Consider the following 17065-nt stretch of genomic DNA (forward strand, 5'->3'; position numbering starts at 1 on the left):
AGGCGGGCTGTCGTGCCCCGATAAACACTGTTTTACAACTGCTTTTCAGGACATCGGCTCGAAATGAAAAACGCTCCGATACGGGGTCGGAGCGTTTGAGGCAAACCCAGTGCCGGTTTAAGCCGCGCGGCTCAGATATCGTCGAACGGCGTGAACTTGATCGCAGTGCCTTCCGCGGGCGCCGGGTCGGTGGAGCACGGCTCCTCGTCGAACGCAATATCGCCGGCCGGATCGGCCACGCCCGTCGCGCGCAGGTCCGCGAAGTTGAACAGGTTCGCGTCCATGAGGTGCGAGGGTACGACGTTGCCGAGCGCGTTGAACATGTTCTCCACGCGGCCCGGGAAACGCTTGTCCCACTCGCGGATCAGCGCCTTCATCTCCGCGCGCTTCAGGTTCGGCTGGCTGCCGCACAGGTTGCACGGAATGATCGGGAATTCGCGCAGCACGGCGTACTTCTCGAGATCGGTTTCCTTCACGTACGCGAGCGGCCGGATCACGACGTTCTTGCCGTCGTCCGACTGCAGCTTGGGCGGCATGCCCTTCAGCTTGCCGCCATAGAACAGGTTCAGCAGCAGCGTCTGCAGAATGTCGTCGCGATGATGGCCGAGCGCGATCTTGGTCGCGCCGAGTTCGCCCGCCACGCGGTACAGAATGCCCCGGCGCAGGCGCGAGCACAGCGAGCACGTCGTCTTGCCCTCGGGCACGAGACGCTTGACGATGCTGTACGTGTCCTGGTTCTCGATGTGGTACGGCACGCCCACCTTGTCGAGGTACTCGGGCAGCACATGCTCCGGAAAGCCCGGCTGCTTCTGGTCGAGGTTCACCGCGACGATGTCGAAGTCGATCGGCGCGCGCTCACGCAGGCGCAGCAGCACGTCGAGCATCGCGTAGCTGTCCTTGCCGCCCGACAGGCAGACCATGACCTTGTCGCCGTTCTCGATCATGTTGTAGTCGCCGATCGCCTGGCCGACCTGACGCACGATGCGCTTGAACAGCTTGTTGTTTTCGTAGGCTTCCTTCTGTTCGCGGCGCGTGAGCACCTGGCGGCCCGTCTCTTCGGTCGCGGCGTCCTCGCCGACGGGGAGCGTTTCGGGGGCGTTCATGAATCAGTCCTCTTTGATGCGAAAGACCTCGACGCCCACCGCGTCGCAGTCAGGATAAACGTCGGGCTTCTCCGTCGAGACGCGCACCGCGCGCACGAGTTCGTGCGAGAGCAGCGCCGCTGCGAGATCGTCGCAGAGCGTCTCCTGCAGATGGATATGGCCACGGCCCACACGTTCGGCAACGGTCGAGCGCATGAAGTCGTAATCGACGACTTCGCGCAGCTTGTCCTCATGCGGCGTGGTCGAAGCGAGCGGCACGAACAGATCGACATTGATGACGACGCGCTGTTCGCCGCGCTTCTCGAAGTCATGCACGCCAATGTTGATGTGCACTTCGTAGTCGCGCAGAAAAAGCCGGCGGCAATCGGCGAGCCGCGGGTGAAGCAAAACGGTGGACATGTAGGTTCCAGTCGATAAAAGCGTGCGTTCTTTCGCACGTATGCCGGCGCAGCGCGCCCGGCGGGTCGTTCAGCCGGTCTGCAAAACCGCTCGTGCGCGGCGGCTTGCGTTCCTTTGTCTTCGCCAGCGCCACTGGCTCGCAGTCCTGCGCGCAGCGGGCTATGCATTTAGTTGCAAATCTTGATGCAACCAACGTTCGGGCTTTAGCCGCCCGTCAAAAACATCACGTCGCGCGGCAGCGGCACGAGGTGCTGGCCGCCGTCCACGACGAGCGTCGTGCCCGTGACGCCCGAAGCCCGCGCGAGATACAGCGCAGCTTCCACGAGATCCGCGGGCCGCGACGCGCGCTTGAGCGGCGTGACCTGGTGCGCGGCCGCGAAGCTCTCCGGCGTCTGGTCGCCCGACTGCAGCGTGAGGCCGGGCGCGAGCCCCACCACGCGCACCTTCGGCGCGAGCGCCTGAGCGAGCGCGACGGTGGCGTTCTGCAACGCGGCCTTCGTCAGCGTGTACGACAGATAGTCGGGATTCATGTTGTACAGCTTTTGGTCGAGCACGTTGATCACACACGTGCGCAGCGTCTCGTCCTCCACCGCTGCCTCGGGCGTTGCCTCGTACAGCATGCGCGCCAATACGAGCGGCGCGCCCACGTTGATCGCCATGAGCTGCAGCAGCTTCGTGTAGCCCACATCCCGCGCGGTGTCCTCGTCGAAGCGCGACGCATTGTTGAGCACGCACGCAGGGCGGCCGAGCGCCGCGGCGCAGTCCGGCACGAGCCGCGCCACCTGGGCTTCGTTGCCGAGGTCGGCGTGCAGCGCCACGGCCCTGCGACCCAGCGCCGCGATTTGCGCGACGACTTCGTCGGCGGCCTCGCGCGACTCGCCGTAATGCACCGCGACGTCCCAGCCGCGCGCCGCAAAGCCGAGCGACAGCTCGCGGCCAATGCGGCGTGCTCCGCCCGTCACCAGCACGACGGGCGCCTGGGCGTCGGAATCGGGGCGCGATCCTTCGCCGGATGCGCTCATGTCGGCGTCAGCCGGGCGGATGCCGGGAGTTGCGCTCATTTACAATGCCGGGATGAATCCGAAAGCTCACGAACCCGATAGTTTACCTGTTCCCGAGCCGATCGCGCTCGCGCAGTCCGAGGCGCTCGCGGCCACGCTGCGCGCTGAGATCGCGGCCGCGGGCGGGTGGCTCCCGTTCGACCGCTACATGGAACGCGCGCTGTACGCGCCGGGACTCGGTTACTACAGCGGCGGAGCGCGCAAGTTCGGCCTCTTCGCCGACGACGGCAGCGACTTCGTGACCGCACCCGAACTTTCACCGCTGTTTGCCGCGACGCTCGCGCGCGCCGTGGGCGAAGCGCTCGCCGCCAGCGGCACGCGCCGCCTGATGGAATTCGGTGCGGGCACTGGCCGCCTCGCGGCGGGCGTGATGCTCGCACTCGACGCGGCAGATGTGCCGTTCGACTCCTATGCAATCGTCGATCTGTCGGGCGAGTTGCGTGAGCGCCAGCGCGAAACCATTGCGCGGCTCGCGCCGCCGCTACTCGATCGCGTGACGTGGCTCGACGCGCTGCCTGCGCAGTTCGAAGGCGTCGTGATCGGCAACGAAGTGCTTGACGCGATGCCGGTGCGCCTCTTCGCGCGCAAGGACGCGGTGTGGCACGAGCGCGGCGTGAGCGTAAGCGCAGAAGGCGCCCTCGCCTTCGCCGATCAGCCCGCGAATTCGGGACGCGACGCCAACTGGCCCGAGAGCGCGCTCGCGGTTGTGGACGGCAGCGAAGACTACGTGACCGAAACGCATGAAGCCGCGCTCGCGTTCACGCGCACCGTTTGCGCGATGCTCCAGCGCGGCGCGGCGTTCTTCATCGACTATGGATTTCCGCGCCACGAGTACTACCATGCGCAGCGCGCGCAAGGCACGCTGATGTGCCACTACCGGCACCGTGCGCACGGCGACCCGTTCCTCTATCCCGGCTTGCAGGACATCACGGCGCACGTTGAATTCACGGGGATTGCCGAAGCGGGCGTCGAAGCAGGAGCGGATCTGCTTGGCTACGCCACGCAGGCGCGCTTTCTGATGAACGCGGGCATTACCGAAGTGCTTGGCGAAATCGATCCGCGCGACCCGCAGCGCTTCCTGCCCGCCGCGAACGCGGTGCAGAAACTCGTTTCCGAAGCGGAGATGGGCGAGTTGTTCAAGGTGATCGCGTTTTCGCGCGGCATCGACGAAACCATCGCGGCGTTCGCGCGCGGCGACCGCAGCCACACACTCTGACGCTCACGCCACGCGACCATGATCCGCTGGTTCCTCACCACCTTCATCGCTGTCGCGATTCTCTCCAGCGCGCAGCCGTGGCTCAAAAAGCTCGGCATCGGGCGGCTGCCAGGCGACGTCACGCTGCGCATTTTCGGCCGCGAGTATCCGCTGCCGTTCATGTCGACGCTCGTGCTTTCGATGGCGCTCTCGTTTCTCGTGCGCGTGCTCTGAGCGAGCGCGCTCAACTCGCTCGAGCCGTAGTGAGCGCGCCCTCCACCGCCGCCACGCGTGCCTCGTGCACCGCTTCCTTGATCTTCTCGGCACCGCCACGCTCGATCGAGCGCGCAATCGCCCCCGCATCCACGCCGCGCGCGGCCACGAGCGCCACGCGCAAGCGTTCGGCCTGCGGATAAGGCGCGTTCTCCCAGTTCAGCCGCCCGCGCAAATCCGACTCGCAGGACTGCAGCGCCTCGGCAAAACGCGCCGGTTTGCGCAGCGCGTCGCAACGCTCGAGCATGCGCACGAGCGCCGCCGCTCCCATGTCCATCACGCGATGCACATTGCCATGCTCGCGCGCGACCAGCACCGCGAGTTCGCGGCAATCGTTCGGCACGCGCAGACGGTCGCAAAGCGGCTTGAGCAGATCGACGCTGCGCCCTTCGTGGCCAATGTGACGCGGCAGCACGTCTTCGGGCGTCGTGCCTTTGCCGAGATCGTGCATCAGCGCAGCGAAGCGCACCGGCAGCGTGTAACCCTGCGCGGCCGCATGGTCGATCACCATCATCACGTGCACACCCGTATCGATTTCCGGGTGATAGTCGGCGCGCTGCGGCACGCCCCATAGCGCGTCGAGCTCGGGCAGCACGCGCGCAAGCGCGCCGCAATCGCGCAGCACTGCGAACATGCGCGAGGGCTTCGCCTCCATGAGACCGCGGGCGATTTCCTGCCACACGCGTTCCGGCACGAGCGCATCGACTTCGCCCGAAGCGACCATTTCGCGCATGAGTTCGAGCGTCTCGGGCGCGACGGTGAAATCGGCGAAACGCGCGGCAAAGCGCGCGATACGAAGAATGCGCACGGGGTCTTCGAGAAACGCGTCGCTCACGTGGCGAAACACGCGGGCTTCGAGATCGCGCGCGCCGCCGAACGGATCGACGACATCGCCCGTCAGCATGCCGCCAGGCTGCACTTCCTGCGCCATTGCGTTGATCGTGAGGTCGCGCCGCGCGAGGTCTTCCTCGAGCGTCACGTCGGGCGCGTAGAAGAACTGGAAGCCGTGATAGCCCGCCGCCGTCTTGCGCTCGGTGCGCGCGAGCGCGTACTCCTCATGCGTTTCGGGATGCAGAAAGACCGGAAAGTCCTTGCCCACCGGACGATAACCCTGCGCGGCCATCTGCTCGGGCGTCGCACCGACCACGACATAGTCGCGGTCGCGCACGGGCAGCCCGAGCATCTCGTCGCGGATCGCGCCGCCTACAACGTAGATCTTCATTCGTCGTCGCGTTCGTCGTCGGCGACGATGTGCGTTTCGCGGCGCGCGGCTTCCACCCACTCGGCCACCTCGGGCAATGCGCTCACACGCTGCGCGTACGCCGCCGCTTCGGGCGAGAGCGTCGGCTGGTAGCTATTGAAGCGCATGACGACCGGCGCGTACATCGCGTCGGCAACGGTGAATTCGCCGAACAGGAACGGCCCGCCGCTCGCGGCCAGGCACTCGCGCCAGAGCGCGTCGATGCGTGCAACATCGGCGAGCGCGCCCGGCGTTGCACCGGCGCCGGGCTTGACCTTGCGGATGTTCATCGGCATGTGGTTGCGCACTTCGCCGAAGCCCGAATGCATCTCCGCACTTACGCTGCGCGCGCGGGCCCGTGCGTTCGCGTCACGCGGCCACAACGCGAGTTGCGGGAAACGCTCGGCAAGCGTCTCGGCAATCGCGAGCGAATCCCACACGGAAAAGCCGTCGTCGGAGACGAGGCACGGCACCTTGCCCGAGGCCGAGAACGCGAGGATCGAGGACTTGGTGCCCGGCTCGTCGAGCTCGATCAGCACTTCCTCGAACGCAATGCCGAAGTGCTTGAGCAGCACCCACGGGCGCATCGACCACGACGAATAGTTCTTGTCTCCGATTACGAGCTTCATTGTTCACATGACCGTAGTGAGTTGAAAGGGCGCCGGCTGGTCGTCCGCCTATTGGCTATCGACCGGCACTGGCGCGAAAGATGTTCAGCCGCGAGCGCAGCGAGGCGTCGGCGAGATAGAGCGGCGCGATCGTTTCGATGCTCGCCGGTTCGATATCGAGTTCGGGTGCGAGCGGCCCGGTGAGCACGCTGTCCACCTTCATCGAATCGAGATTATCGCGCGTGAGCACCGGCACGCCGGGCGCCATCTCGAACGACAGCGCCTGCAAGCGTCCAAACGCGTCGGGCAGCCGAACGATGCGTGCATGACGGCCCACCACTTCGCCGCAATAGTGCAGCAACTGCTCGAGCGTGTAGACCGTCGGGCCGCCGAGTTCGTAAGTGTGCCCGCTCGCGGCATCGAGATCGAGCACGTTGACGATCGCCTTTGACACATCGCCCACGAATACCGGCTGGAACTTCGCGTCGGGCATGGCGAGCGGAATCATTGGAAAGAGCCGCTGCAGCAGCGCAAAGCGGTTGAGGAACGTGTCTTCGGGACCGAACACGACCGAAGGCCGGAAGATCGTCGTGGCAAGCGCAGTGGCCGCGTGCACGGCTTTCTCGCCGTCGCCCTTCGAGCGCAGATACATGCTTGGCCCGCGCGGATCGGCGCCGAGCGCGCTGATGTGGATGAGGCGATGCACGCCCTTGCCCTCGCAGGCGGCGACGATCTTCGTGGGCAAGTCGACATGCAGCTTCGCGAAGCCCGGCCCGTAGGGATCGCCGCGGCCGCCATTGAGCGTGCCGACGAGATTGATGACCGCGTCCGCGTTTTCGACGAAGGCCGCGAGCGCGACCGGATCGGACACATCGGCCTCGACCACGTCGATGGGCAGCAGGGTGAGATGGCGCGCGTTGTAGCGGCGGCGGGTGGCGACGCGCACGTCCTTGCCCGCCTCGACGAGCGCGTTGACGAGATGGCTGCCGATGAATCCCGAACCGCCGATGACCGCAATGGCTTGATGTCTCATCTTCGACCTCCTCGGGCAGACGGCGCCGCCGCGTACGAGGTCCGGTTCGTCCCGCAGCGCGCCGGCCGGAAGGCGGAGCACGCAGCGTGCCGTCATGCCGCGCGCGATCCGTATGAAGGGAAGCGGTGCGGCGTGACGACCCGGCGCTTACGGCGAGATATAGCCGAGACGCGCCTTCAGCGATTGCGGACGGCCCTCGAACAGCGCCGCATAGTAGACCGTGTTCGACAACACGTTTTTCACGTAGTCGCGGGTTTCCTGGAACGGAATGGTTTCCGCGAAGATGGCGCCCTCGACGCCGCCCTGCAAAGTCTGGCGCCATGCGCGCGGGCGGCCCGGCCCGGCGTTGTAGCCCGCGGTGGCGAGCACTGCGGAGCCGTCGAACTGATTGTAGATCATCGACAAATAGTTCGTTCCGAGCAGGATGTTGGTGTCGAGATCGTTGAGCTGGTCGCGCGACAGCGGGCCGAGGCCGATCTTCTTCGCCACCATCTGCGCCGTGGCCGGCATGATCTGCATGAGGCCGCTCGCACCCACGCCCGACTTCGCGTTGAGAATGAAACGCGATTCCTGACGGATGAGGCCGTAGGCCCATTCGACGTCGAGGCCATTGGTTTGCGCGTCGCGCTCCACGACGTCGCGGAACGGCGCGATGTAGCGCAGCGAGAAGTCGTGTTCCGTTTGCGTGCGGTCGGCCGTATTGACGGTGCGGTCGAGCAACTGGATGCGCTTCGCGTATTCGGCGACGGCGAGCAACTGGCGATCGCTCATGCCGCGCAGCGGCCAGTTCCATTCGCGGTTGCCTTCGAGCCGCAGATTCAGCGCGTACAAGCGCTGTGCGAGCGCGAAGCCCGGCGTTTGCGCCGCTTCAGCGATTTCGGCGTCGCTCACCGTGGTCTTGGGCGGGATCGTGATCTTCCGGCCAAGTTCTTCGGTGGCGAGCTGGCCGTAGAAGTTATAGCCCTGCGAGATCGACGCGAACTCCTGGTTCGCCAGGCCCGTTTCGCCCGCCTGCTTGAGTGCGCGTGCGTGCCAGTAGACCCACGACGGTTGCGCGCGCAGCGCGGCGGGCATCTGCTCGATCGACCAGCGCACCATCGTCCAGTCGCCGCCCAGCAGCGCGGCGCGCGTACGCCATTCGTAAGCCGGGTTCGAAAGCGGAGCGTTGGCCGAGAGGCGATACCAGTCGAGCGCGGCGGGCAGGCGCTTTTGCGCCGCCTGATAGCCGATCGTGCCCCAGCCGATCGCGCGCTCCGGCGACGCGAGCTGCGGCGCGACGGCGGCGTAGGTCGCGGCGGCCATGGCCGGATCGTTGCGCGCCATCACGGTGACGGCGAGCAACGCCAGCTGATGTGACTGCGGATCGGCGCTGACGCCTTGCGCGAGCGTGAGCGGCGGTGTGTTCACCGCCTGGCTGAATGCCGTCGGGTCGGGACGCTGCGAAAGGCCGTCGACGAGCTTTGCGCCGGTCGAGGTCTGGTTCTGCTCGTAGGCGAGGCGGATCTGCTGCCACACGTCGTCGCTCGAGAACTGGCCTTTGATTGCAAGCGCGGTGATGAGATCGACGCAGCCGTCGCCGTAGTAGCGCGGGTCGTTGAGCAGTGCGCGCGCATCGTTTGCGACGTTCTCGCCGCGCGCCGCGCGCGATTCGAGCGCGTAGCACTTCACCTGAGTGTCGTCGTTGAGCACGAAGCGCGGGTATTGCTGGTCGAAATTCGCCCAGTCGTGGCGCGCGCCCAGCACGAGCAGATAGTCGTTGCGCAGACGGTCGGCGATGGCCTGGCCGTCGTAGCGCTGCAGGAACGACAGCACCGGCGCATCGGGCGCGTCCACGCGCGCGTGGCCTTGCGAGTCGAACAGCTGCGGCTTGAGCTGGAAGTATTCGAGATACGACGGCGCCGGGTAATCGGGAATCATCGCAGCGAGTTGCGCGGCGCGCGCGGGATCGTTATTGCGCGCGGCTTCGCGAAGCTGGATGAAAGTCTGATCGTCGTTGGAAAGAACTGCGCCTACGGGCAGTGCGACGGGGCGCACGGCGTCCGCCGTGCTGCATGCTACGAGTGCCGCGGCAGTCAGTGCGAGACCGACCACGCGATATACTCGGACAAGGCGTTTGGACATCGTTATTTCTGGAGCGCGAGGTGAACCCAAGCATAGCACGCAACCCTCACACGGAATCCAAAAAGGACTGGCGTGCAAGGCTGCTTCCTCGGCGAATTGAGGCGGCTTCCGACGTGGCAATCGACGCGGCACTGACAGCTCGTCTCGATGCGCTCGTCGCGCATTTTTCGCCGCGTTCGATCGGGTTCTATTGGCCCTTGCGCGGCGAGTTCGATGCGCGCGTCTGGATCACCACCTGGCTCACCGCCGATGTGTCACACCGCGCCGCCCTGCCCGCCATTCCCGAGCGCCACGCGCCGCTCGTGTTCCACGCCTGGACGCCGAGCGCGCCGATGCGCGAAGGCCACCACGGGATACCCGAGCCGCAGTCGCAGGAGGTGATCGTGCCCGATCTGCTCCTCGTGCCCTGCGTGGGTTTCGATCGCGACGGCTATCGCCTCGGCTACGGCGGCGGCTACTACGATCGCACGCTGGCCGCCTGGCCAGGCACGACGTTGCCCGTCACGGTGGGCATTGCCTATGAAGCGTGCCGCATCGACGACGGCGTGCTCGCGCGCGAAGCGCACGATCTGCCGCTCGACGCCGTGGTGACCGAAGCCGCCACGCATCTTTGCCAACGTTCACGCGAGCGCTGAAAGCGCCTCAGTGGGGCAAAGCGTCAGCCTCAAAGCGAAGCCGCCGCGCGCGCGGCCGTGTCGTACAGCCCCGACGCGTTGCGCATGAGCTGCGCGGCTTCGCCGATCTGCTGGTTCGTGAGGCCGCTTTCCTTGAGCGTCGCGATGAGGCAGCTCTCGCGCACGTCGCGGTAGCGCATGCACAGGTCGTGCCCTTCCGGCGTGACCGAGAAGAAGACTTCCTTGCCGGTCTTTTCGCTTTTTACATACCCTCTGGAGACGAGCTTCTTCAACGCATACGTGGCCACGTGCGTGTCCTCGATGTTGAGTACGAAGCAGATATCCGCGAGTTTCTTGCGCCGCTCGCGATGGCCGACGTGATGGAGCAGCGACACCTCGATAGGCGTCATGTCCTTCACGCCCGCCGCCGACATGCAGCGCACCATCCAGCGGTTGAACGCATTGCTCGCCATGATGAGCGCGTACTCGAACTCGGAAAGCTCGGCGCTCGACTCGGAGACGAGATGTTCGGACGAAACGATCTTGGTCGGCTGGCGCGACATGGCAGATAACCCGGTAGTCGGTGGTCGAAGAGGCAAAGCGGCGTGGCGTGAGTGTAATTGCAGCGCGTTTTGAGTGCGCCTGGCGAAAACGCTTATTGATAAATTGTAGATAATTTATCAACAATGTACGCTAGGAAGAAACGGCGCCGGGCGTCTGCCTGCGCAAACTTTCGACCGGTCGAACCCGTCCCCTGATCGATCCAACATGCCGAATTCTGACCCCCGCATTTTTCCTCTTGGTGACGAAGCGCTCGTCTGCGAAGCGCCGCCGCCCGCCACGCTCGAGGTCCAGCGCCGCGTCTGGGCCGTCGCGGCGCTCGCGCGCGGCTGGGCGCCGGTACGCGAGGTGGTGCCCGGCATGAACAATCTGACGATCACCTTCGATCCGCTCAGGGCCGACGCCGCGGCGCTCGCCGGCGCGCTGCGGGACGCATGGCGCGACGCCGAAGACGCGAGCGAGGCCGGCCGCGAGGTCGAGATACCGGTCGTCTATGGCGGCAACGATGGCCCCGATCTCGAAGCGGTCGCACAGCACTGCGCGCTCGCTGCCGCCGACGTCGCTGCGCGCCACGCCGCGGGCGTCTACACGGTGTTCTTCCTCGGCTTTCAACCCGGCTTCGCTTATCTCGGCGGGCTCGAACCCCTGCTGCACACGCCGCGCCGCCGCGAGCCGCGTCTTGCCGTTCCGGCCGGGTCGGTGGGCATCGGCGGCGAGCAGACGGGCATTTATCCGGCCGCGTCGCCCGGCGGCTGGCAACTGATCGGCCGCACCACCGCGAAGCTGTTCGACCCCGCGCACAACCCGCCCACGCTGCTGATGCCAGGCGACCGCGTGCGTTTCACCATCGCGGAGCTCCACGCATGATCGAAGTATTGCGCGCGGGCCTGCTCACCACGGTCCAGGATCTCGGCCGCCCCGGCTACCGGCATCTGGGCGTCGCCACCGGCGGCGCGCTCGATACGCTTGCGCTCGAAGTGGGCAACCGCCTCGTCGGCAACCGGCCCGACGCGGCCGGCGTCGAAATCACCTTCGGCCCCGTTGCGCTGCGCTTCGCGCGCGCCACGCGCATCGCCATTACGGGCACCGACTTCGGCGCCACACTCGGCGGCCGCCCGGTCTGGTCGTGGTGGAGCCTGCCTGTGGCCGCCGGCGAAGAACTGGTGCTGGGCGGTGCGAAGCGTGGAATGCGCGCCTATGTATGCGTGGCGGGCGGCATCGACGTGCTGCCCATGCTCGGCTCGCGCAGCACCGACCTCGCAGCGGGCTTCGGCGGCCTTGCGGGCCGCGCGCTCAAAGATGGCGACCGCCTCGCCACCGGCGCTTCATTCGCGCCGGGCCGCGAGCGCGCCGCGCTGGATCCCGGCGCGCCGGCCTTCGGCGTGAAGGCGCCCGTGTGGTGCAACTTCGCGTTGCCCGACGAACCGCATCACCGGCGCGGCCGCCATCCGGATGGCATCACATGGGCCGTGCCCGTGCGCGTGCTGCGCGGCCCCGAGTACGACAGCTTCACGGCCGAGGCGCAGCACGCGCTCTGGTCCGATGAATGGCAGATCACCCCCAACAGCAACCGCATGGGCTTTCGGCTCACGGGCACACCACTCGCGCGCACGAACGGCGCGGACCTGCTCTCGCACGCGGTGCTGCCCGGCACGATCCAGGTGCCGCCGAGCGGCCAGCCCATCGTGCTGATGGCCGACGCGCAGACCACGGGCGGCTACCCGAAGATCGGCTCCGTGATTCGCGCTGACTGGTGGAAGCTCGCCCAGGTGCGGCTGACCGGCGGCGTGCGTTTCGTGGAAACGACGCCGCGCGCCGCGCGCACGGCGCTGGAAGAGGAACGGGCGTATTTGCGGCAGATCGACACCGCGATCGCCATGCACGACGAACGCTATGCGAGCCGCCGCGCGAACGCGGTTTCAAGCGCGGCCGCGAGCGCGTGATTTTCAAGCACCATCGGTAAGACGAGCAGTAAGAGGAACACATCATGACCACCATCGATCTGAACGCCGATCTCGGCGAAGGCTGCGGCTCCGACGAGGCGCTGCTCGACCTCGTGAGCTCCGCCAACATCGCGTGCGGCTGGCACGCCGGCGGCGCCAATGCCATGCGCGAATGCGTGCGCTGGGCCGTGGAAAAAGGCGTGTCGATCGGCGCGCATCCGAGCTTCAACGACCCCGAGAACTTCGGCCGCAAGGAGATGAACCTGCCGACCGAGGAGATCTACGCGGGCGTGCTCTACCAGCTCGGCGCGCTCTCCGCGATCGCCCAGGCCGAAGGCGGCCGCATCGCTCACGTGAAGCCGCACGGCGCGCTCTACAACCAGGCTGCGCGCGACCCGCAGATCGCCGAGGCGATCGTCTCCGCCGTGCATGACTTCGATCCATCCGTGACGGTGTTCGCGCTCGCGGGCAGCGGGCTCGTGACGGCGGCGCGCGAGGCGGGGCTCGTCGCGATCGAGGAAGTGTTCGCCGACCGCGGCTACCGCGCGGACGGCTCGCTCGTGCCGCGCAGCGAGCCAGGCGCGCTGCTCGACGACGAAGACATCGTGCTCGCGCGCACGCTCGCGATGATCCGCGAGCGGCGCGTGCAGGCCGTGAACGGCGCCTGGGTGCCGCTGAACGCGCAGACCATTTGCCTGCACGGCGACGGCCCGCACGCGCTCGCGTTTGCGCGGCGCATCCGCACGGCGCTCGACGACGCGGGCATCGGCGTGCGCGCGGCGGGCGCAGGCGAAGTCTGACGCCGCCCGGCTTCAATGCACCAAAGCGCGCGGCAGGCGCCGCGCGCGGCTCGAACGGCAATACCCAAGGTTTTCGCAAGGCAATCCCACGGCAGCGCAAGCTGCGGACGTAGTTGTACCCAGCAGGTTCGTAGTTGTACGAACGGCCATCAGAGCCGCGAAGTCAACGCCGCTACCCGCGGCAATCAACGACAAGTCAATACGTTTGGAGATCCACATGCAGAGCACCGTCAACTTATGGCCGCTGATCGGCGTGGCCGTCATCATCGCCGGCTTCTTATTGCGGTTCAATCCGATGCTGATCGTCGCCGCGGCGGCGGTCGTCACCGGTTTCGCCGGGGGCTTTCCGGTGGCGAAGATTCTCGCCGCCATCGGCACCGGCTTCATCAAGACCCGCAACATCCCGCTCATCATCCTGCTGCCGCTTGCCGTGATCGGATTGCTGGAGCGCCACGGACTGCGTGAGCGCGCGCAGATCTGGATCGGCAGCATCAAGGCGGCCACCGCCGGGCGTCTGCTCATCGTCTATCTGCTCGTGCGCGAACTCACCGCCGCTGTCGGCCTGACGGGACTCGGCGGGCATCCGCAGATGGTGCGCCCGCTCATCGCGCCGATGGCCGAAGGCGCCACTGAAAACCGCTTCGGCAAGCTGTCGGACGCCGTGCGCTACAAGCTGCGCGCCTACTCGGCCGCGACCGACAACGTCGGCCTCTTCTTCGGCGAGGACATCTTCGTCGCGTTTGGCGCGATCGTGCTGATGGTCACGCTGCTCAAGGAAGCGGGCGTTTCGGTCGAGCCGATCCACGTGGCGTTCTGGGGCATCCCCACGGCGATCTGCGCGTTTCTGATCCACGGCACGCGGCTCTGGCTGCTCGACCGCAAGCTCGAACGCGAACTGGGCGGCGCGAAGCCGGCCGGTGCGAAGGCGTCGGCAGCAGACCAACGACAGGGAGACGAAGCATGACGCTCACTCTCAACTGGCTCTTCTGGCTGCTCGGCATCGTGCTGCTCATCGTGGGCGGCATGATCGCGATGGACCGCGAGCACCCGCGCCGCTTCACGGCGGGCGGCTTCTGGATGCTCTACGCGCTCATCTTTCTCGTCGGCGACCTGCTCCCCGCCGAAGTCGTGGGCGTGCTCGTGCTCGCCATGGCGCTGATCGCGGGTCTGGGCGGCGTGACCGCTGCCAAGCCCAAGGTGCTCTCGCTCGAAACGCGTATTGCCAGCGCAAAGCGGCTGGGCAACAAGCTCTTCGTGCCCGCGCTCACCATCCCCGTCATCACCGTCGTGCTCACGCTCGCGGCCAGCCATCTCGTATTCGGCGGCAAGCCGCTGATCGACCCGAAGAACGTCACGCTGATCGGGTTCGGCATTGGCTGCGTGATCGCGCTCGCGATTGCCTGCATCATCACGCGCGACACCGTCGGCCAGTCGATGAAGGAAACGCGCCGCCTCGTCGACGCGCTCTCGTGGGCCGCCGTCCTGCCGCAGATGCTGGGCATGCTCGGTCTCGTCTTCTCGGACGCGGGCGTGGGCAAGGCCGTCGCGCACGTGACGACGTCGTACATCAACATGGACGTGCGCTTCGTCGCCGTCGTGGTCTATTGCGTGGGGATGGCGCTCTTCACGATCATCATGGGCAACGGCTTCGCCGCGTTTCCGGTGATGACGGGCGGCGTGGGCGTGCCGGTGCTGGTGGGCGTGTTCCACGTCAATCCCGCGATGATGGCCGCCATCGGCATGTTCTCGGGCTACTGCGGCACGCTCATGACGCCGATGGCCGCGAACTTCAACATGGTGCCCGCGGCGCTGCTGGAGCTGCCCGACAAGAACGCGGTGATACGCGTGCAGGTGCCCACGGCGCTTGGCATTCTCGCGGCCAATATCGTGCTGCTGAATCTATTCGGGTTTTGACGAACCGAACACGCGTAGTGATGGAAAAAGCAGTGGAAGAAGCCGGCGAAAGCCGGCTTTTTTGCGCTTATTTCTACATTCGGCCAGTGCGCAGCGAAGCGGCGTCGAGCGCCTCGCAAAAGTGCGGAAAATGCCGCGCGACGAGCACCTCGGGCAGCAAGTACTGCGGAAAGCATTTCGACGTGTTGTGAGCATGGAGCACATGCAGGCACAGGCCCACGTCGTCGGTGGCAAGCGCGATGCGCGCGCCGCGCGAGCGCGCGGCCGTGATGAAGCGACCGTCTTCGTTGAACGAACGCGGCTCGAACGGCTGTGCCGCCCACAACCGCTTCGTATAGACGTAGCTGAAGCCGTAGCCCAGATGGTTGTCAGCGAAGGACGGATTGTCTTGCGGGAAGTTGAGCACTGTCATGGGCTGTTCGCTCCAGCAAAAGTGCAGGCCGCTCTTGCGCATCAGGTCCCAGTAGGCGAACTGGCCGTACACGCGACTGTAGAGGAAGAACGCGCCGAGCTTCACGAACTGCGCGTCGTGCAAACGCATTTGCCCGAGCATCGTGCTCAGATAGCCGGGCGCATAGACCTCGTCGTCGTCGAAATGCGCGATGACTTCGCCGCGCGCAAGCTCGGCCGCGAGATTGCGCTTCTCGCCAATCGTCAAACGCGTGCGCAAATGGCGATACACCACGCGCGCGTCGTTCAGATTCGCCATGAAGGCGCTCGGCGTGTCGCTGTCGTCGATCACGATCCATTCGAGCCCGGGCGCGCGCTGCGACGCGAACGAACGGTACGCGAGCGGCAAGAACGCTTCACGGTTCCACGTGGGCGTGACGACGCTCACGCAAGGCGCGTTCGCCTGAGCGGCGGACGAAGGGAACATGACGGCAACCTCAGCAGCACAAAAACCGCATGGTAGGCGCGCGCTCAAGCGGCCGATATCGAACGTTGACTAAATGTGCGCACCTTTGATCGAGCGCAAGGGCGCGGGCAGCAGCGCTGAGGCCAGCGCTCAACCCGGGTCGACGTTGAACCCACGCTGGCGCAGCAACTGGAGCACGCCTCTCGGGCCGCCCAGGTGCAGGGCGCCGACGGCCACGAAGAGCGGCTTGTTGGGCGCCACGTACTGCTGCATGCGCGAAACGAAGCGCCGGTTGCGCTCGTAGACGATGCGGTTATCGACCGACGCCGCCACCCGCGCATCGTGCGAGAGCTTTTCGGTGCGCGCCGATTCCCAGGCGGCGATTGCGTCAGCGTCGCCCACGCGCCACAGGCGCAGGAGCGTCTGCACGTCGGACACGTTTTGCGCCGGTGTTTGCGCGAGATCCTGTGCGAGCATCTCGCGCTGCTGCGCAAGGCTCAGGTTCGTGAAGGCGCGCATCTGCTCGGAGAGCGTCTCCAGCCCGACGATGCGGCGGCCCTTCCAGCGCAGGAACACGTTCTGCAGTTGCGCCTCGGTGCCGTATTCGGTCTGCAGGCCGGCGCTCAGCGAATCGTAGGTTTCCACGAGCAGCGCGGCGAGCCACGGTCGCATCTTGCGGATCTCAGCAAGCGCCTCGGGATTGCCACGCATGCGCGCTTCGAGCTTCTGCCAGAGCGGATCGGGCAACAAGTTCGGCAGACAGGGCCTCTTGCACACCCCGTATTTCGAGACGTCGTCCTGGGAAACGAGCAGATCGTCGGGGGAAAGCTCGAGCGCGAGAATGGGTGAGGCGGCGAGCGCCGCGAGAATCGGCGGGCGAAACGGCTGGCCAGGCGGGTAGTCGGCGGGGTCGCCCACATGGAGCGTGCCGAGCAGATAGATCGTGAGATTGCCGCGCGTGGCGACGTAGAACGGCATGCGCGCAGGCTGCGTGCGCACCGGGCCGCCAGCCGTCGTCCCGGAGGCGTAGCTCGGGACCGCAGGCGCGGCGTGAAAGCCGGGAATGCCGCCGTTCGCGCCGCGCGCAGCACCTGGCGGCACGGGGACAGCAGGCCGCACACCGGGCGTATCGGCGACGGCGCCCCCGGCGAATGCCGCGCCCGGCGCGCCTGCGAGCACGCCGAGCGCGAGCATCAGCGAGAGCGCTGCGCGTAGCGCCGCGCTCGACGCTGCCTTTAACGCCGCACGCAACGCCACAGCAAATGCCACACCGAATGCCAAACCCGAAGCCACACCGAATGTCACGCGACCAGCCGTATACAGCCCGGCAACCACGGCAAAAGC

At 66.5% G+C, this 17065-nt stretch carries 18 protein-coding genes; 8 read left to right on the forward strand and 10 right to left on the reverse strand.

What is annotated here, in order from left to right; translation table 11 throughout:
- Positions 1–131: 131 nt before the first annotated feature.
- From ttcA to L0U83_RS13325, 3 genes are all read right to left on the reverse strand, one after another.
- Positions 132–1103 carry a tRNA 2-thiocytidine(32) synthetase TtcA gene (gene ttcA, locus L0U83_RS13315; RefSeq protein WP_233883224.1) on the reverse strand — a complete coding sequence of 324 codons (972 nt, stop codon included), beginning with the start codon at positions 1101–1103 and terminating at the stop codon, positions 132–134.
- A 3-nt stretch (positions 1104–1106) separates the two neighbouring features.
- Positions 1107–1502, reverse strand: coding sequence for a dihydroneopterin aldolase (locus L0U83_RS13320; RefSeq protein WP_233883225.1), 396 nt, complete (start codon positions 1500–1502; stop codon positions 1107–1109).
- 203 nt (positions 1503–1705) lie between these two features.
- Positions 1706–2524, reverse strand: a complete 819-nt coding sequence (locus L0U83_RS13325; protein WP_233883900.1) for an SDR family oxidoreductase — start codon at positions 2522–2524, stop codon at positions 1706–1708.
- 52 nt (positions 2525–2576) lie between these two features.
- On the opposite strand from L0U83_RS13325, the gene L0U83_RS13330 reads away from it, so the two are divergent.
- Both L0U83_RS13330 and L0U83_RS13335 read left to right on the forward strand, forming a co-directional pair.
- Positions 2577–3779 (forward strand): class I SAM-dependent methyltransferase, encoded by a 1203-nt coding sequence (locus tag L0U83_RS13330; protein WP_233883229.1) that lies wholly within the window; start codon positions 2577–2579, stop codon positions 3777–3779.
- Between the two features lie 18 nt (positions 3780–3797).
- On the forward strand, positions 3798–3992 hold the full coding sequence (locus L0U83_RS13335) for a DUF2905 domain-containing protein (RefSeq protein WP_233883231.1): 195 nt from the start codon (positions 3798–3800) through the stop codon (positions 3990–3992).
- 10 nt (positions 3993–4002) lie between these two features.
- Here L0U83_RS13335 and L0U83_RS13340 read toward each other — a convergent pair whose 3' ends face one another.
- The 4 genes from L0U83_RS13340 to L0U83_RS13355 form a co-directional block, all read right to left on the reverse strand.
- Positions 4003–5253, reverse strand: coding sequence for a multifunctional CCA addition/repair protein (locus tag L0U83_RS13340; RefSeq protein ID WP_233883239.1), 1251 nt, complete (start codon positions 5251–5253; stop codon positions 4003–4005).
- Positions 5250–5900 carry a glutathione S-transferase family protein gene (locus tag L0U83_RS13345; protein ID WP_233883241.1) on the reverse strand — a complete coding sequence of 217 codons (651 nt, stop codon included), beginning with the start codon at positions 5898–5900 and terminating at the stop codon, positions 5250–5252. The genes L0U83_RS13340 and L0U83_RS13345 overlap by 4 nt, the downstream gene beginning before the upstream one ends.
- A gap of 55 nt (positions 5901–5955) precedes the next feature.
- Positions 5956–6912 carry a complex I NDUFA9 subunit family protein gene (locus L0U83_RS13350; protein WP_233883243.1) on the reverse strand — a complete coding sequence of 319 codons (957 nt, stop codon included), beginning with the start codon at positions 6910–6912 and terminating at the stop codon, positions 5956–5958.
- 147 nt (positions 6913–7059) lie between these two features.
- Positions 7060–9033 (reverse strand): lytic transglycosylase domain-containing protein, encoded by a 1974-nt coding sequence (locus tag L0U83_RS13355; RefSeq protein ID WP_233883245.1) that lies wholly within the window; start codon positions 9031–9033, stop codon positions 7060–7062.
- Positions 9034–9041: 8 nt separating this feature from the next.
- Between L0U83_RS13355 and L0U83_RS13360 the strand changes: the two genes are divergently transcribed.
- Positions 9042–9668, forward strand: a complete 627-nt coding sequence (locus L0U83_RS13360; protein WP_233883902.1) for a 5-formyltetrahydrofolate cyclo-ligase — start codon at positions 9042–9044, stop codon at positions 9666–9668.
- Between the two features lie 29 nt (positions 9669–9697).
- On the opposite strand, the gene L0U83_RS13365 is transcribed toward L0U83_RS13360, so the two are convergent.
- Positions 9698–10210, reverse strand: a complete 513-nt coding sequence (locus L0U83_RS13365) for a winged helix DNA-binding protein (protein ID WP_233883247.1) — start codon at positions 10208–10210, stop codon at positions 9698–9700.
- Positions 10211–10415: 205 nt separating this feature from the next.
- Here L0U83_RS13365 and pxpB point away from each other — a divergent pair, with 205 nt between their 5' ends.
- The 5 genes from pxpB (at position 10416) to L0U83_RS13390 (ending at position 14865) form a co-directional block, all read left to right on the forward strand.
- Entirely contained in the window at positions 10416–11075 is a 660-nt protein-coding gene (pxpB, locus tag L0U83_RS13370; RefSeq protein WP_233883249.1) for a 5-oxoprolinase subunit PxpB, read from the forward strand.
- Positions 11072–12151 (forward strand): 5-oxoprolinase subunit C family protein, encoded by a 1080-nt coding sequence (locus L0U83_RS13375; RefSeq protein ID WP_233883251.1) that lies wholly within the window; start codon positions 11072–11074, stop codon positions 12149–12151. Before pxpB ends, L0U83_RS13375 begins: the two co-directional genes overlap by 4 nt.
- A 44-nt stretch (positions 12152–12195) precedes the next feature.
- Positions 12196–12951 (forward strand): 5-oxoprolinase subunit PxpA, encoded by a 756-nt coding sequence (gene pxpA, locus L0U83_RS13380; protein WP_233883253.1) that lies wholly within the window; start codon positions 12196–12198, stop codon positions 12949–12951.
- A gap of 217 nt (positions 12952–13168) precedes the next feature.
- Positions 13169–13915 carry a DUF969 domain-containing protein gene (locus L0U83_RS13385; protein ID WP_233883255.1) on the forward strand — a complete coding sequence of 249 codons (747 nt, stop codon included), beginning with the start codon at positions 13169–13171 and terminating at the stop codon, positions 13913–13915.
- Positions 13912–14865 (forward strand): DUF979 domain-containing protein, encoded by a 954-nt coding sequence (locus tag L0U83_RS13390; protein ID WP_233883257.1) that lies wholly within the window; start codon positions 13912–13914, stop codon positions 14863–14865. The genes L0U83_RS13385 and L0U83_RS13390 overlap by 4 nt, the downstream gene beginning before the upstream one ends.
- Positions 14866–14938: 73 nt before the next feature.
- Here L0U83_RS13390 and L0U83_RS13395 read toward each other — a convergent pair whose 3' ends face one another.
- Both L0U83_RS13395 and L0U83_RS13400 read right to left on the reverse strand, forming a co-directional pair.
- Positions 14939–15742, reverse strand: a complete 804-nt coding sequence (locus L0U83_RS13395; protein WP_233883258.1) for a glycosyltransferase family 2 protein — start codon at positions 15740–15742, stop codon at positions 14939–14941.
- Positions 15743–15871: 129 nt separating this feature from the next.
- Positions 15872–17014 (reverse strand): TraB/GumN family protein, encoded by a 1143-nt coding sequence (locus tag L0U83_RS13400; protein WP_373321053.1) that lies wholly within the window; start codon positions 17012–17014, stop codon positions 15872–15874.
- Between the last annotated feature and the right edge of the window lie 51 nt (positions 17015–17065).

It is taken from the genome of Paraburkholderia flagellata (genome assembly GCF_021390645.1).
GTDB lineage: Bacteria > Pseudomonadota > Gammaproteobacteria > Burkholderiales > Burkholderiaceae > Paraburkholderia > Paraburkholderia flagellata.

Bases quoted from the DNA above. Each gene is read 5' to 3' on its own strand.
- ttcA (WP_233883224.1), bottom strand. From the start codon at position 1,103: ATGAACGCCCCCGAAACGCTCCCCGTCGGCGAGGACGCCGCGACCGAA.
- L0U83_RS13320 (WP_233883225.1), bottom strand. From the start codon at position 1,502: ATGTCCACCGTTTTGCTTCACCCGCGGCTCGCCGATTGCCGCCGGCTT.
- L0U83_RS13325 (WP_233883900.1), bottom strand. From the start codon at position 2,524: ATGAGCGCATCCGGCGAAGGATCGCGCCCCGATTCCGACGCCCAGGCG.
- L0U83_RS13330 (WP_233883229.1), top strand. From the start codon at position 2,577: ATGAATCCGAAAGCTCACGAACCCGATAGTTTACCTGTTCCCGAGCCG.
- L0U83_RS13335 (WP_233883231.1), top strand. From the start codon at position 3,798: ATGATCCGCTGGTTCCTCACCACCTTCATCGCTGTCGCGATTCTCTCC.
- L0U83_RS13340 (WP_233883239.1), bottom strand. From the start codon at position 5,253: ATGAAGATCTACGTTGTAGGCGGCGCGATCCGCGACGAGATGCTCGGG.
- L0U83_RS13345 (WP_233883241.1), bottom strand. From the start codon at position 5,900: ATGAAGCTCGTAATCGGAGACAAGAACTATTCGTCGTGGTCGATGCGC.
- L0U83_RS13350 (WP_233883243.1), bottom strand. From the start codon at position 6,912: ATGAGACATCAAGCCATTGCGGTCATCGGCGGTTCGGGATTCATCGGC.
- L0U83_RS13355 (WP_233883245.1), bottom strand. From the start codon at position 9,033: ATGTCCAAACGCCTTGTCCGAGTATATCGCGTGGTCGGTCTCGCACTG.
- L0U83_RS13365 (WP_233883247.1), bottom strand. From the start codon at position 10,210: ATGTCGCGCCAGCCGACCAAGATCGTTTCGTCCGAACATCTCGTCTCC.
- pxpB (WP_233883249.1), top strand. From the start codon at position 10,416: ATGCCGAATTCTGACCCCCGCATTTTTCCTCTTGGTGACGAAGCGCTC.
- L0U83_RS13375 (WP_233883251.1), top strand. From the start codon at position 11,072: ATGATCGAAGTATTGCGCGCGGGCCTGCTCACCACGGTCCAGGATCTC.
- pxpA (WP_233883253.1), top strand. From the start codon at position 12,196: ATGACCACCATCGATCTGAACGCCGATCTCGGCGAAGGCTGCGGCTCC.
- L0U83_RS13385 (WP_233883255.1), top strand. From the start codon at position 13,169: ATGCAGAGCACCGTCAACTTATGGCCGCTGATCGGCGTGGCCGTCATC.
- L0U83_RS13390 (WP_233883257.1), top strand. From the start codon at position 13,912: ATGACGCTCACTCTCAACTGGCTCTTCTGGCTGCTCGGCATCGTGCTG.
- L0U83_RS13395 (WP_233883258.1), bottom strand. From the start codon at position 15,742: ATGTTCCCTTCGTCCGCCGCTCAGGCGAACGCGCCTTGCGTGAGCGTC.